Genomic DNA, 14,800 nt, shown 5'->3' with positions numbered 1-14,800 from the left:
GTCCTGATACGCGCCGTATGGGGGGCTGCACGGTTTGCGACGGTGTCCGCCGGAGAGGGATTCGGTGCCGCTATCCCGGAACCATCCACCCCGGGATGCTGTCAGCCGGGGTAAGGCCGTTGCGACGGTTTCAACGCACCGAACCCGTTTGATGAGGAGTTGTATATGTTCCGCAAGACTGCCGCTTCCGCGCTCGTGCTGATGCTCGCCACCTCGGGGGCCTACGCTCAGATGGCTCCGGAGGGCGGCCAGGGCATGCAGCCGCAGATGTCCGAGGGCCAGCAGCGCATGCAGGAGATCCAGCAGCAGCTGGGTCAGATGCAGCAGGACACCCTCGAGTCCAACCCGGAGCTGGAAGAGCGCGCCGAGGAGCTGGACGACCGGCTGCTGGATCAGATGGAGGACATGGGCTACGACAACGTCCGCCAGGACATCGAGCGCTTGGAGGAGACCATGGAGGCCATGCACTCCGGCGAGATGTCCCAGGAAGAGGTCCAGCAGCGCATGCAGGAGGATCAGGAGATCCACATGGAGCTGCAGCAGGCCCAGCAGGAGGCCATGCAGGATGAGGACTTCGTCCAGCCGTGGCAGGAGGATCGCCAGCAGCTGGAGCAGGACCTGATCGACACCATGTATGACGAGAACCCCGAGGCCGAGGCCCTGATGCAGGAGATGGAGGAGCTGCAGGCCGAGATGCAGCAGGGCATGGGCGGTGAGCAGCCGATGCCTGAGGGCGAGATGCCTCAGTAAACGGCATCTCGGGGAAACAGGTGCGCCGTCGTCGTCGAGTGCTACCATGGAGAAGCGCGGGGGCGACCGGGCCGCTTCCGTGGTGGGAATAGCTAAGGGAGTTCACCAATGATTCGCACGACGACGGCGGCGCTCCTGGCGTTGCTCTTTGCCGCAGCCCCGCTGCAGGCCTCGCTGGCTCAGGGGGGCGAGCAACAGGCCCCCGGGGCCCAGGACGCGGAATTGATGGAGGCGCAGCAGCGGCTCCAGGAGCTGCAGCGGCAGCTGGGGCAGATCCAGCAGGAGACCTTCGAGGCCAGCGACGAACTCCAGGAGAAGCAGCGTCACCTGGAGGAGCGCGCCACGGCCAAAATGGAGGATCTTGGCTACGATCCCGAGCGCCACTATGCGCGCATGCAGGAGATCTACGAGCGCTTCGAGGCCGGGGACGTCTCCCAGGAGGAGCAGCAGGAGCTGGCCGAGGAGTTCCACGAAGCGCAGATGCAGCTCCAGCAGGAGCAGCAGGAAGCCATGCGCGACGACGATTTCCGCGAAAGCATGGAGCGCGACATGCGCGAGTTCCAAGAGGATCTGCTCGCGGCCATGGAGGAAGACTACCCCGAGACGGCCGAACTCATGTCAGAACTCGAGGAGCTCCAGCGGCGCGTTCAGGAAGGTATGCAGCAGCAGGTCCCGGAAGGCCTGGAGTAAGGGGAGCAACGCTCCCGGGATGAGTGGGCGGGGTGACCAGCGTGGTCATCCCGCCTTTTTTTTAGCAGCCAAGGCGGTGCCGAGGCCGCCCCGGAGGGAAGATGGGGTTGCTGGTGGATGGGCAATGGACGCAGGAGTCGTACAAGCGGGACGAGACCGGCCGCTTTCAGCGCGACGTGAGTCGGTTTCGGGAGTGGATCGAGCCAGGCGGGCGTTTCGCGCCGGAGGCGGGCCGCTACCATCTGTATGTCTCCCTGGCTTGCCCCTGGGCGCATCGGGTGCTTGTCGCCCGTCGGCTGAAGGGTCTCGAGCCGGTGATCTCGGTCTCGGTGGTGCACCCGCTGATGCTGGAGAATGGCTGGGAGCTGCGCGACGACTTCCCTGGTGCCACCGGCGACCCGATCCACCGGGCGGACTACCTCCATCAGGTCTACACCGCCGCCGAGCCTCGCGCCAATGGCCGGGTGACCGTGCCGGCACTGTGGGACTGCCGGGAGGGCACGCTGGTCAACAACGAGTCCCGGGACCTGCTTCGCATGTTCGATCACCGCTTCGAGGCGTTGGCCGGTAACGACGTGGATCTGGCCCCGGCGGATCGCATCGAGGCCGTGGATGCGGCCATCGACGCCATCTACCAGCCCATCAACAATGGCGTCTACCGCTGCGGCTTCGCCGGTAGCCAGCAGGCCTACGAAGAAGCCGCCGATGCCCTTTACGCGGCCCTGGACCACTGGGAGGAGGTGCTGGGCCGGCAGCGCTATCTTTGCGGGGACCGGCTCACCGAGGCGGATATCTGTCTGTACACGACGCTGATCCGTTTCGACGCCGTCTATGCCGTGCACTTCAAGTGCTCGCAGCGCCAGATCCGTGAATACCCGAACCTGATGGGCTACCTGCGTGAGCTCTACCAGATGCCGGCGTTCGGCGAGACCACGGATTTCGACCACATCCGCCACCATTACTACCGGAGCCACGCCTTTCTCAATCCCACCGGCCTGGTGGCGCGCATGCCGCGGTTGGATCTGGACGCCCCCCACGGCCGAGAGGCGGTGTAGCCGAGCCGTAGTCCGGCCGGAGGATGCAAAAAAGCCCCGGGTGCTCGCGCACCGCGGGGCTTGCTGCGTTTCCGTCCCCGACGGCCATCGGCCGACGGGGATCGGCGTCCGGGGGGGCCTTACATCCGCTCGATGGCCAGGGCCACCCCTTGGCCGCCGCCGATACACATGGTGACCACGCCCTTGTCCACACCGTCGCGCTGCATGGCGTGGATCAGTCGGGTGGTGAGCACCGCGCCGGTGGCACCGATCGGGTGGCCGTGTGCCACCGCGCCGCCCTCGACGTTAACCCGCTCCGGATCGAGACCTAGGTCCCGGGTGACGGCGATGGCGATGGCCGCGAAGGCCTCGTTGATCTCCCAGCGCCCCACCTCATCGGTGGACCAGCCGGCGCGCTGCAGGCACTGCCTGACCGCCGGTACCGGGCCGATCCCGAACATCCCCGGCTCGACCCCGCCGACGCCGTAGGCCACCAGCCGCGCTGCCGGCGTGAGTCCGTGCTGACGGGCGGCATCCTCCTCGGCGACCACCATGGCTGCGGCCCCGGTGTTGACGCCAGGGGCGTTGCCGGCGGTGATGGTGCCCTCCTTGCGGAAGGCCGGGCGCAGCTTCTGCAGGCCCTCGAGGGTGGTGTCGCCGCGGTTGTGCTCATCGGTCTCGAAGCGCGTGGGCCCCTTGCGGCCGGGCACGTCCACCGGGGTGATCTCCGCCTCGAAGTGGCCGGCGGACTGGGCGGTGCTGAAGCGTTGCTGCGAGCGCAGGGCCCATTCGTCCTGTTCCTGCCGGGTGATCTGATACTGCTCGGCCAGATCCTCGGTATGCCAGCCCGAGTGCTGGTCGGAGAAGGCGTCGTTCAGGCCGTCGCTGAGCACGGCGTCGAGGATCTGCTGGTGGCCGAGGCGGTAGCCGTAGCGGCCCTGCATCAGCAGGTAGGGGGCGCGGTCCATGTTCTCCATGCCGCCAGCGACAGCGGTTTCGGCGAAGCCAAGTGCCACCTCCTGGAAGGCGTTGGCGATGGCCTGGGCGCCGGAGCCGCAGACGCGGTTGACCGTCAGCGCCGGCGTCTCGGCGGGGACACCGCCATTGATCGAGGCCTGGCGGGCCGGGTTCATCTTGCAGCCGGCCTGGATCACGTTGCCCATGACCACGGTATCCACGGCCGCCGGGTCGAGGCCGGAGCGTTCCAGTGTCCCGCGGATGGCAGTGGCACCGAGATCCGGTGCGGGGACGGTCTTGAGGGCCCCGCCGAACGTCCCGATGGGTGTGCGAGTGGGCGAGCAGATGACGACTCGACGCTGGGACATGATGCCTCCTTTCTCGATCGCGTTGGTCCTAAAGGAATAGGTTGGGGTCAACGGTGTTGCCGTTGAGGATGACGCTCAGGTGCAGATGAGGCCCGGTCACCCGTCCGGTCTCCCCGACGGTTCCGATTGCCTCGCCACGCTCTACCCACTGGCCCTTTTCGACGTCCATCTCGTCCAGGTGGCAGTACATGGTGACCAGGCCGGCGCCGTGGTCGATGAACACGGTCTTGCCGTTGAAGTAGTAGTCTCCGGTCTGCACCACGCGGCCGGCCTCGGCCGCCTCGATGGGCGTGCCGGTGGGGGCGGCCATGTCGAGGCCATTGTGCGGATTGCGGGGTTGGCCGTTGAGAAAACGCCGCAGCCCGAACGTGGCCGAAACCCGGTGCTCTGCGACCGGGGTGTGCAGGTGCAGCCGCGGCTGGGTGTCGACCTCGCGGCTGCGAAAGGCGGCTCGGATCTCGCGCTGTTCGGCCCAGATGCGCTCCAGCGTCTCCTCGGGGGGTGTGACCATGTCTTCGTCGTCGATGGTCAGGTGCTGCTCCTCGTAGTCGATGGGCTCGACTTCGAAGGTGTGCGGGGTCCCATCCACCTTGAGGGTGTGGGTTCCGGGGTCGGCGTCCAGGCCGATCCCCACCACCGCCTGCCAGCCTTCCGGCGTGGAGCGCACCATCACCGGCTCGTCGTCATAGCGTACCTCGCCCGGCCGCCTATCGGTCTCCAGATCAACCCGTGCCACGCCGCCGGGGACGGGCCAGTCGGGCAATGGGGCGGCCTGCAGCGCAGAGGCCAGCAGCAGCCCGACCGCGGCGGCGAGTGCCGTGACTGCTTTTCCGACGCGGGGGAGCAAGGATTCAGTCGGCATCGGGCAACGGGTCCTCCGTGGTGCGTCTGGCTTCGACCCGACAGTCTAGCGCCCCGTGCGCCAGGCGGGCACGGATACGCTCGCCCACCTCCACGGCTTCGGCCTGGCGCAGGATGGCGCCGTCCTGCACCCGCTGCACCACCGCGTAGCCGCGCTCCAGCGTGGCAAGAGGGCTGACCGCGTGCAGGGCACGGGAGGCGGTGCCGAGGCGCTGCTGCGAGGCCTCCAGCCGGCCACGCACGGACTGACGCAGCCGCTGCGCCAGCTCTTCGATCCGCCGGCGCTCGTGGGCCGTGCGCCGGCGTGGATCCTGGACCTGAAGCCGCTGCCTGGCGGTTTCAAGCCGTGCACCCCGCATCTCGAGGGCCTGTCGGCCCAGGCGGTGTAGCCGACTCTCCAGCTCGTCGAGGCGTTGCGCCCGGTCGCGCAGCCGCCGTCCCGGGTGCTGTGCTGCCAGCCGGCGCTGGAGCGCCGCCAGCTGTTCGGCGTCGCGGCCGAGCCGCCTTCGCGCGGCGGTCTCCAGGCGGTGGCCGATGCGCTCGAGTCGCTCCTGCCAGGCGTGCCGGTCCGGTGACAGGGTCTCGGCGGCGGCCGAGGGGGTCGGCGCGCGCAGGTCCGCCGCCAGGTCGGCGATGGTGACATCCACCTCGTGGCCCACCGCACTGACGACCGGGATCGGACAGGCGCGGATCGCCCGGGCCACCGACTCTTCATTGAAGGGCCAGAGATCTTCCAGCGAGCCGCCGCCCCGGGTCAGCAGCAGGGTATCGACCTCGCACCGGCGGCCGGCGAGCTCCAGGGCCCGGACGATGGCCGGTGCGGCAGCATCGCCCTGGACCGGTACCGGGTAGACCAGCACCGGCAGCGCCGGGAAGCGCCGCTGCAGCACCTGCAGCACATCGCGGATGGCGGCGCCGGTCGGCGAGGTGATGACCCCGAGCCGGCGCGGCAGGCGGGGCAGGGGGCGCTTGCTTGCCGCGTCGAACAATCCCTCGGCGCCCAGGCGCTGCTTGAGCGCTTCGAAGGCGCGCTGCAGGGCCCCCTCGCCGGCCGGCTCGAGGTGCTCGATGACCAGCTGAAACTCGCCGCGGGCGGGATAGAGGCTGGCCTTGGCGCGGACGCGGATCTGGTCGCCGTCGGCGGGCCGGTGCCGAAGCGCCGAGGCGCGGCCGCGGAACAGCGCACAGCGGACCTGGGCACTGGCATCCTTAAGCGTGAAATACAGGTGCCCGGATGAGGGCCGGGCCAGGTTCGAGATTTCGCCCTCGACCCAGATGGACGGCAGGACCGTCTCGAGCATGCCCCGCACCTCCTGGTTGAGCTGCGAGGGGCTGTAGACGGCGATATCGTCGCTGCGGCGCTCCATACTCGGCGGCGGCTCGCTCCCGTTGGCTGATTACAACCTACACGCCGCTATCGCCCATGGGAAGTTTGTTGAGTGGGGGTGCTGCTGCACCGTAAAATACACTGCTCTTTTCCATCTTCAGACAGCGTCTCCGCCCGAGGTCCCGACACCATGCGAATCGCCCAGGAAGCCCTGACTTTCGATGACGTTCTTCTCCTTCCCGCTGAATCGCACGTGCTCCCTCGGGATGTGGATCTGAGCACTCCGCTGACGCGCCGAATTCAGGTTAACGTCCCGCTGGTGTCCGCAGCCATGGATACCGTCACCGAGGCGCGACTGGCCATTGCCCTGGCCGAGCAAGGCGGGCTGGGCATCATCCACAAGAACATGACCGTCGAGCAACAGGCCGCCGAGGTGCGCCGGGTCAAGAAGTTCGAGAGCGGGATCATCAAGGAGCCGATCACCGTCTCGCCCTTCATGACCATTGGCGAGGTGCTCAAGCTCACGCGCCAGCACGGCATTTCGGGGGTCCCGGTGGTCGACGGTGAGGAGCTCGTCGGCATCGTGACCGGGCGTGACCTGCGCTTCGAGAGCCGGGTCAGCGAGCCGGTCTCCGTGGCCATGACGCCGAAGGAGCGGTTGGTCACGGTGCGCGAGGGGGCTGAGCGCGACGAGGTGCTGAGCAAGCTGCATCAGCACCGCATCGAGAAGATCCTGGTGGTCGATGACGCCTTCCGCCTGCGCGGCATGATCACCGTCAAGGACATCCAGAAAAGCCAGGACTTCCCCAATGCCTGCAAGGACGAGCACGGCCGTCTGCGGGCCGGCGCCGCTGTCGGGGTCGGTGAGGGCACCGAAGAGCGCGCCGAGGCGTTGGCCGCTGCGGGGGTGGATGTCCTCGTGGTGGATACCGCCCACGGTCACTCCCGCGGGGTCATGGACCGGGTCCGCTGGGTCAAACGGCACTACCCCGATGTCGAGGTGGTGGCCGGGAACATCGCCACCGGCGATGCGGCGAGGGCGCTGGCCGAGGCCGGTGCCGACGCCGTTAAGGTGGGCATCGGCCCGGGTTCGATCTGCACCACCCGCGTTGTGGCCGGGGTCGGGGTGCCCCAGGTGACGGCGATTTCCAACGTCTCCCAGGCGCTGGCCGGGACCGACGTACCGCTGATCGCCGATGGCGGCGTCCGCTTCTCCGGGGATGCCGCCAAGGCGCTGGCCAGCGGGGCGCACACGGTCATGATCGGCAGCCTGCTGGCCGGTACCGAAGAGGCGCCGGGCGAAGTGGAGCTCTACCAGGGGCGTTCCTACAAGGCCTACCGCGGGATGGGGTCTCTCGGGGCCATGTCCGGTAGCCAGGGGAGTGCTGATCGCTACTTCCAGGAGGGGTCGCAGTCGGTGGACAAGCTTGTCCCCGAGGGGATCGAGGGCCGGGTGCCCTACAAGGGGAGCATGGTCACCATCGTCAACCAGCTCATCGGCGGGATCCGGGCCAGCATGGGTTACGTCGGCTGCGCCACCATGGAGGAGATGCGTACACGGCCGCAGTTCGCCCGCATCACCGGCGCCGGCATGCGTGAGAGCCACGTCCACGACGTGACCATCACCAAGGAAGCGCCAAACTACCGCGTCGAGTAATCAATCGGAGCCGTTGCCTGTGAGCGAGCAGTCCGGGGCGGATATCCACGCCCACCGCATCCTTATTGTCGATTTCGGTTCGCAGTACACCCAGCTCATCGCTCGTCGCGTACGGGAGTGCGGAGTGTACTGCGAGATCCGCGCCTGCGATGCCGATGACCGGGCCGTGCGCGACTTTGCACCGTCCGGGGTGATCCTCTCCGGCGGCCCGGAGACGGTCACCGACGCTGAGACCCCGCGCATCCCCGCGGCCGTGTTCGAACTCGGAGTGCCGCTGCTCGGGATCTGCTACGGCATGCAGGCGATGACCGCCCAGCTCGGCGGGCGCGTGGCGCCGTCGGATCACAAGGAGTTTGGGTACGCCCAGGTCCGGGCGCGGGGGCATTCGCGGCTGCTGCGCGATATCGAGGACCACGCCAGCGCGGACGGCTTCGGTCTGCTCGACGTCTGGATGAGTCACGGCGATCGGGTCGAGGTGCCGCCGGAAGGCTTCCAAGTGATTGCCGAGACCGAGGCGGCGCCGGTGGCCGGCATCGGCGACGACGCCCGCGGCTGGTACGGCCTGCAGTTCCATCCCGAGGTCACCCACACCGCCCAGGGCGGCCGCATCCTCGAGCGGTTCGTGCGCGAGATCTGTGGCTGCCCCGGCGACTGGACACCGGGGAACATCGTCGAGGATAGCATCGCGCGGGTGCGCGAGCAGGTTGGTGATCGCCACGTGGTCCTCGGGCTCTCCGGCGGTGTCGATTCCTCGGTGACGGCCGCGCTGCTGCACCGGGCCATCGGTGAGCAGCTGACCTGCGTGTTCGTCGACAATGGCCTGCTGCGCCTGGGCGAGGCCGAGCAGGTTATGGCCACCTTCGCCCGCCACATGGGGGTGCGGGTCATCCATGTCGATGCCGAGGATCGCTTCCTGGCCGCGCTGGCCGGGGTCGAGGACCCCGAGGAGAAGCGTCGGATCATCGGCAACCTGTTTGTCGAGATCTTCGACGAGGAGGCCGGCAAGCTCGAGGACGTGGAGTTCCTGGCCCAGGGCACGATCTACCCCGATGTGGTGGAGTCGGCGGGCAACGCCGGCGGCAAGTCCCACGTCATCAAGTCGCACCACAATGTGGGTGGGCTGCCCGAGACGATGAAGCTCAGGCTCGTCGAACCGCTGCGCGAGCTGTTCAAGGACGAGGTGCGGCGCGTCGGGCTGGAACTGGGGCTGCCGGCGGATATGCTCTACCGTCACCCCTTCCCGGGGCCGGGATTGGGGGTACGGATCCTGGGCGAAGTCCACAAGCGCTATGCCGATTTGCTGCGGCGGGCGGATGCGATCTTCATCGAGGAGCTGCGCCGATGGGACTGGTACGAGCGCACCAGCCAGGCCTTCGCCGTCTTCCTGCCGGTGCGATCGGTGGGCGTGACCGGGGACGGCCGCCGCTACGAGTACGTCGTCGCCCTGCGCGCCGTTGAGACGGTGGATTTCATGACCGCCCGCTGGGCGCAGCTCCCCTACGAGTTCCTCGACCACGTCTCGCGGCGGATCATCAACGAGATTGACGGGATCTCGCGCGTGGTCTACGACATATCCGGCAAACCCCCGGCCACCATCGAGTGGGAGTGAACGGGGCATCGGACGACGCGCAGTGGATGGCGCGGGCGCTGGAGTTGGCCCGGCGCGCCGCCGGGCAGGGCGAGGTGCCGGTGGGGGCGGTGGTGGTCCGCGACGGGGCGCTCCTCGGCGAGGGCTGGAACCACCCCATCGCCAGCCGGGACCCGACCGCCCACGCCGAGCTCAACGCCCTGCGTGCCGCCGGCCAGGCCGCCGGGGCCTACCGTCTGCCTGGGGCCACCCTCTACGTCACCCTTGAGCCTTGTTTCATGTGCGCCGGGGCCATGATCCATGCCCGGATCGGTCGGCTGGTCTACGGCGCCTCCGATCCGAAGACCGGCGCCTGCGGCGGTCAGTTCGATCTGCTCGGCCTGCCGGGGCACAACCATCGCGTTGAAGTGACGGCCGGGGTCTCCGGCACTGTGGCCGCCGAGCTGCTGCGCGAGTTCTTCCGCGCCCGGCGCTAGCTGTCCCGGGCCGCGTCGACGCTCTGGCACCGGCGCGGCTATAGTCAGGGTATGCACGACGACGCCACCACCATTGTCCCGTTCCGGGGCGGCGCGCTGGAGCGCGCTGCCTGGGACCGGCTGTGGGACGCTGCCGATAGCGGCTGCGTGCGCCGGGCGCTGGGCGAGCGGCGGGTTCGCTATCACCGCCGGGTTGAGCAGGAGATGGCGGCTTTCGCGCGCCTCGGATTGGAGCCTGGCGTACTCCTGGAGCTTTCCTGGGTGGTTCAAGACCTGGCGGCCCGCGGCGTCACCTTCGGCGCGGGCTACGGCCCGCAGAGCGGCTCCCTGCTGCTCAACCTGCTCGGTCTCAACGGGATCGACCCCATCGATCACGGGCTGCCGTTCCTCGGTTTCGGGCGCGAGCTGGAGGCGCGGCGCCTGCACTTGCGCGTGGCCAGCCGTGCCGAGCAGGCCGAGCTGACCTCGGCACTGCGCCGCGGTGGCCCGGCGCCGGCCGACGCGCCCGAGCAGGGGATCGAGGTCGTGGTCGGTCATGAGCCGACAGTGGCGCTGACGCGCGAGATGGCCCGCCTAGCTCGGACGCTCAACGGCGGGCGTGACTGCGATCCTTTGCGCTGGGCCTACCCGTGGGATGACCCGGACACGCTGCGTCTGATCGCTCGGGGCGAGACCGCCGGCATCCCCTTGCTGGAGGGGGCGGAGCTGCAGGCGCGCCTGCGCGAGGCGGCGCCGCGCAGTCTGGAGGAGGTGACGCAGGTCGTGGTAGTCGCTCGGGACGGGGCGCCGCAGGGCCTGACGGAGCGTTACCGGGCGGCGCGCACCGGCGCCACCCGCCCGCCGCTGCCCCACCCGGAGCTGGAGGACATCCTCAACCCGACGGCCAACGTCTGGCTCTATCGCGAGCAAGTCATCGTGGCGCTGGCGCGGTTGCTCGGTTGCGAGCTGGCCGAGGCCGTGACGCTTGCACAGCGGCTGAGCGAGGAGGGGGCCGACGCTCATGAGGGTGAGTTGTCGCGCCAGCTGGGCGAGCGCATAGCCACCCAATGTCAGCTGCCTCACGCCCGGGGGCTCTACCTGCTGCGCACGCTCCGTCAGGCACTGGCCCAGGTGGTCGATCGTGCGGCGGCGCTGATCGAGATCACCGAGGCCTACCGCCAGGCCTACTACCGGGCGCGCTATCCTGCGGTGTTCCAGGCGGCGCGTCTGAACCGGGCGCTGCAGCGGATTACCCCCCGCAACGGCGTCCGCTACGGCGCCGGTGGAGGGCCGGAAGGGGTGGCTTGCCCCCATCGCGAGGCACTCGTCGATCTGTGCCGGGAGGCGCTTAGTGACGGGGTGATCGTACTACCGCCGGATATTAACCGCAGCGACTGGGGGTTTCGCCCCCTGGACCGGGATACGGTCCTCTTCGGCCTTGGGGCCGTTGCGCAGATCGATCGGCAGACCGCCGAGCGTCTGGTGCTTCGCCGCCGGGGCGGCGAGTACCGCAGCGTGATGGACCTCATCATCCGCGGTTTCGGGGGTACGGCGCCGGCGCAGCAGATTGAGCCGCTGATCTTCTCCGGTGCATTGGATCCGTTCGGCCGGGATCGCTGGCGGTTGCGCAGGGAACTGGACGAGGCGCGGGTCGGCCGGGGGTGGCAATACGCCGCGGATGGGTGGGCAAGCTCCTCTGTGCCGGGCGGTTTGGATGCTTGGGGGGGTGTCGACCCCGGGGAGGGGTGGGCCTTCCAGCGCGAACTCGACGTGCTCGCCTGTGTCCCGTCACGTCAGTACTTTCCGGAATCCGCGTCGGCCGAGCAGCGCCTGCGTCCGGTCCGGTGACCCTGCGGGGCCGGGGCTTGAATTCGCCGCCGATCTCGCGCACAGTATGCCCACGCTAACGGCCGACGCGGTCGTATAGGCATGTAAAGGAAGGTGCCGAGACCCGGAGTCGCTCGACGGCCCGCGGCTGGCTCGGCATCGTCAAATGGGCCTAGGCCCCTGTCCGAGACACGCCCCGCACGGTGCGCGGGCGCATGCCGCACAAGAACCATCGGAAGCAGTAGAGAGGCGAACAATTCGCAACCTGCCCAAGCGTTGGCGGTGACGTGGAAGTCTCCGATCCGAAGCGGGGCACTGTATCCATGGCGCGCGTGCGCCGATAGGGAAGATCGCCAGACAGAGGTGACCTATGAGTGTTCAGACTGAGCAGGACTTCGGGGCGGACCCGACCCAGGTGCGGGACACCGACCACTACACGGAGGAGTACGTCGACGGGTTCGTGGACAAGTGGGACGACCTGATCGACTGGGACAGTCGGGCCCAGAGCGAGGGTGACTTCTTCATCCAAGAGCTCAAGAAACGGGGTGCCAAGCGGGTACTCGACGTCGCAACCGGCACGGGTTTTCACTCGGTTCGTCTGCGCGAGGCCGGTTTCGAGGTCGTGAGTGCCGATGGTAGCGCGGAGATGCTGGCCAAGGCCTTCGAGAATGGGCGAAAACGTGGCCATATTCTGCGCACCGTCCAGGTCGACTGGCGGTGGCTGAACCAAGACATCCACGGTCGCTACGACGCCATCATCTGCCTCGGCAACTCCTTTACCCACCTATTCAACGAACGCGACCGCCGCAAGACCCTCGCCGAGTTCTACTCCGCCCTCAACCACGACGGTGTCCTGATCCTGGACCAGCGCAACTACGACGGCATCCTGGATCACGGCTACGACTCCAGCCACACCTACTACTACTGCGGAGACGACGTCTCGGTCTATCCCGAGCACGTGGACGACGGGCTGGCGCGGTTCAAGTACGCGTTCTCCGATGGGTCGACCTATTTCCTGAACATGTTCCCGCTGCGCAAGGAGTACACGCGGCGGCTGATGCGGGAGGTCGGCTTCCAGAAAATCGAGACCTACGGCGACTTCAAGGAGACCTATCGGGACGCCGATCCGGACTTCTTCATCCATGTCGCCGAGAAGGCCTATCGGGAGGAGGAATAACCTGATGAGTCAGTATGATGACGAGGCCATCGAGGTGGCCCGCCAATATTACAACAGTCGCGATGCGGACAACTTCTACTTCCACATCTGGGGTGGTGAGGATCTGCACGTCGGCATCTATCATGACGAGGACGAGCCGATCTTCGACGCCAGTCGTCGGACCGTCGAGCGCATGGCCTCGAAGCTGAGCAACCTGAGCGCCGACAGCTACGTGCTGGACGTGGGCGCCGGTTATGGCGGCGTGGCGCGCTACCTGGCGCATACCTACGGCTGCCGTGTGGTCGCCCTGAACCTCTCCGAGCGCGAGAACGAGCGCGACCGGCAGATGAACAAGGAGCAGGGCGTCGATCACCTGATCGAGGTGGTCGATGGTGCCTTTGAGGACATCCCGTTCGACGCCGAGACCTTCGACATCGTCTGGTGCCAGGACTCGTTCCTGCACAGTGGTGATCGCCCCCGGGTGATGAGCGAGGTGACCCGTGTGCTCAAGAAGGGCGGCGAGTTCATCTTCACCGACCCGATGCAGGCCGACGACTGCCCCGAGGGCGTCATTCAGCCGATCCTGGACCGGATCCACCTCTCCACCATGGGCACGCCGAGCTTCTACCGCGACGAGCTGAAGAAGAACGGCATGACGGAGCTGGAGTTCGAGGACAACACGCCCCAGCTTCCGCGCCACTACGGCCGTGTCCACAAGGAACTGGAGCGGCGCGGGCACGAGCTCGACGGCATCGTCTCCGACGATTACGTCGCCCGCATGAAGAAGGGTCTGCAGCACTGGGTCGAGGGTGGCAACAACGGCTACCTGACCTGGGGCATCTTCCACTTCCGGAAGGACTGATCCCGCGCACTTATCCATTTCTCCCGGGCCGCGCGCGGCTGCGGCCGCGCCGCCGGGTTTGTATAACCTGAGAATCCTTAGCGAGAAGGAGTAACCATGAGCAAGCGCTACCTCTTTACGTCTGAGTCGGTGTCCGAGGGCCATCCGGACAAGATGGCCGATGCCATCTCCGATGCCCTGCTGGACGAGTTCATGCGCCAGGACCCGAAGTCCCGCGTCGCCGCCGAGACCATGATCCAGACCGGCATGGTCGTCGTTGCCGGCGAGATCAAGACCACGGCCAAGATCAACGTCGAGCCGCTGGTCCGCGACGTGGTCCGGGAGATCGGCTACACCAGCTCGGACATGGGCTTCGACGCCGACACCTGCGCGGTCCTGAACGCGCTGGGCGAGCAGTCGCCCGACATCAACCAGGGCGTCGATCGCGAGAAGGAAGAGGAGCAGGGCGCTGGCGACCAGGGCCTGATGTTTGGCTACGCCACCAATGAGACCGACGTGCTCATGCCGGCGGCCATTCACTACTCCCATCTGCTGGTCAAGCGCCAGGCCGAGGTGCGCAAGAACGGCAAGCTGCCGTGGCTGCGCCCGGACGCCAAGAGTCAGGTCACCTTCCAGTACGAAGGCGACAAGATCGTTGGCTGCGATGCGGTGGTGCTCTCCACCCAGCACGACGAGACCGTGGACCAGAAGACCGTCCACGAGGGCGTGATGGAGGAGATCATCAAGCCCGTGCTCGGCAGCACCGGCTGGCTGACCAACGATACCAAATACCACATCAACCCGACCGGGCGCTTTGTTACGGGCGGCCCGCTGGGTGACTGCGGCCTGACCGGCCGGAAGATCATCGTCGACACCTACGGCGGCATGGGTCGCCACGGTGGTGGCGCCTTCTCGGGCAAGGACCCGTCCAAGGTCGACCGTTCGGCCGCCTACGTCGGCCGCTATGTGGCGAAGAACGTCGTCGCCGCCGGCCTGGCCGATCGTTGCGAGGTGCAGCTCTCCTACGCCATCGGCGTCGCCGAGCCGACCTCCGTCAACGTCGAGACCTTCGGTACCGGCAAGGTCGACGAGGAAGTGATCAACAAGCTGGTCCGCGAGAACTTCGACCTGCGTCCGTACGGCATCCTCAAGATGCTGGGTCTGGAGCAGCCGATCTACCGCCCGACCGCCGCTTATGGCCACTTCGGCCGCGAGGACATCGACGTGCCGTGGGAGCGCACCGACCGTGCTGCTGCCCTCAAGGACGCCGCTGGCCTCAAGTAACTGAA

The 14,800-nt window shown here is 67.6% G+C and carries 13 protein-coding genes; 10 read left to right on the top strand and 3 right to left on the bottom strand.

From position 1 onward, the window contains the following. The first annotated feature begins 165 nt into the window (after positions 1-165). The 3 genes from LRG07_RS00440 to LRG07_RS00430 all read left to right on the top strand — a co-directional run bounded on the left by LRG07_RS00440 (position 166) and on the right by LRG07_RS00430 (position 2,495). Positions 166-750 carry a DUF4175 domain-containing protein gene (locus tag LRG07_RS00440; RefSeq protein WP_238634435.1) on the top strand — a complete coding sequence of 195 codons (585 nt, stop codon included), beginning with the start codon at positions 166-168 and terminating at the stop codon, positions 748-750. Positions 751-858: 108 nt separating this feature from the next. After that, positions 859-1,440, top strand: coding sequence for a hypothetical protein (locus LRG07_RS00435; RefSeq protein ID WP_238641552.1), 582 nt, complete (start codon positions 859-861; stop codon positions 1,438-1,440). A 101-nt stretch (positions 1,441-1,541) separates the two neighbouring features. Continuing rightward, entirely contained in the window at positions 1,542-2,495 is a 954-nt protein-coding gene (locus LRG07_RS00430; protein WP_238632510.1) for a glutathione S-transferase family protein, read from the top strand. A gap of 119 nt (positions 2,496-2,614) precedes the next feature. On the opposite strand, the gene LRG07_RS00425 is transcribed toward LRG07_RS00430, so the two are convergent. The 3 genes from LRG07_RS00425 to xseA are packed head-to-tail and all read right to left on the bottom strand — an operon-like array spanning position 2,615 to position 6,027. Then, positions 2,615-3,799, bottom strand: a complete 1,185-nt coding sequence (locus tag LRG07_RS00425) for an acetyl-CoA C-acetyltransferase (RefSeq protein WP_238634428.1) — start codon at positions 3,797-3,799, stop codon at positions 2,615-2,617. Positions 3,800-3,827: 28 nt separating this feature from the next. After that, on the bottom strand, positions 3,828-4,661 hold the full coding sequence (locus LRG07_RS00420; protein ID WP_238641551.1) for a peptidoglycan DD-metalloendopeptidase family protein: 834 nt from the start codon (positions 4,659-4,661) through the stop codon (positions 3,828-3,830). Then, entirely contained in the window at positions 4,651-6,027 is a 1,377-nt protein-coding gene (gene xseA, locus LRG07_RS00415; protein WP_201242946.1) for an exodeoxyribonuclease VII large subunit, read from the bottom strand. The genes LRG07_RS00420 and xseA overlap by 11 nt, the downstream gene beginning before the upstream one ends. Before the next feature lie 150 nt (positions 6,028-6,177). Between xseA and guaB the strand changes: the two genes are divergently transcribed. From guaB to metK, 7 genes are all read left to right on the top strand, one after another. Then, on the top strand, positions 6,178-7,644 hold the full coding sequence (guaB, locus tag LRG07_RS00410; RefSeq protein WP_201171214.1) for an IMP dehydrogenase: 1,467 nt from the start codon (positions 6,178-6,180) through the stop codon (positions 7,642-7,644). 19 nt (positions 7,645-7,663) lie between these two features. After that, positions 7,664-9,253, top strand: a complete 1,590-nt coding sequence (guaA, locus tag LRG07_RS00405; RefSeq protein WP_201171202.1) for a glutamine-hydrolyzing GMP synthase — start codon at positions 7,664-7,666, stop codon at positions 9,251-9,253. Continuing rightward, positions 9,250-9,708: a tRNA adenosine(34) deaminase TadA gene (tadA, locus tag LRG07_RS00400; RefSeq protein WP_304118174.1), complete on the top strand. Its 459-nt coding sequence runs from the start codon at positions 9,250-9,252 to the stop codon at positions 9,706-9,708. Before guaA ends, tadA begins: the two co-directional genes overlap by 4 nt. Before the next feature lie 51 nt (positions 9,709-9,759). Continuing rightward, positions 9,760-11,535 (top strand): hypothetical protein, encoded by a 1,776-nt coding sequence (locus LRG07_RS00395; protein WP_238641550.1) that lies wholly within the window; start codon positions 9,760-9,762, stop codon positions 11,533-11,535. Between the two features lie 349 nt (positions 11,536-11,884). Continuing rightward, the gene (locus LRG07_RS00390) at positions 11,885-12,691 is read left to right on the top strand and encodes a glycine/sarcosine N-methyltransferase (RefSeq protein ID WP_201171175.1); all 807 of its coding nucleotides are present in this window, start codon (positions 11,885-11,887) and stop codon (positions 12,689-12,691) included. A gap of 4 nt (positions 12,692-12,695) precedes the next feature. Beyond that, positions 12,696-13,532 carry a sarcosine/dimethylglycine N-methyltransferase gene (locus tag LRG07_RS00385; protein WP_201171173.1) on the top strand — a complete coding sequence of 279 codons (837 nt, stop codon included), beginning with the start codon at positions 12,696-12,698 and terminating at the stop codon, positions 13,530-13,532. Between the two features lie 96 nt (positions 13,533-13,628). After that, on the top strand, positions 13,629-14,795 hold the full coding sequence (gene metK / locus LRG07_RS00380) for a methionine adenosyltransferase (protein ID WP_238641549.1): 1,167 nt from the start codon (positions 13,629-13,631) through the stop codon (positions 14,793-14,795). The last annotated feature ends 5 nt before the right edge of the window (positions 14,796-14,800 follow it).

It is taken from the genome of Halorhodospira sp. 9622, from assembly GCF_022228025.1.
In the GTDB taxonomy this organism is placed as follows: Bacteria; Pseudomonadota; Gammaproteobacteria; order Nitrococcales; family Halorhodospiraceae; genus Halorhodospira; species Halorhodospira halophila_A.
The sequence above is the reverse complement of the archived record's forward strand: the minus strand, read 5'-3'. Positions and strand labels throughout refer to the sequence as shown.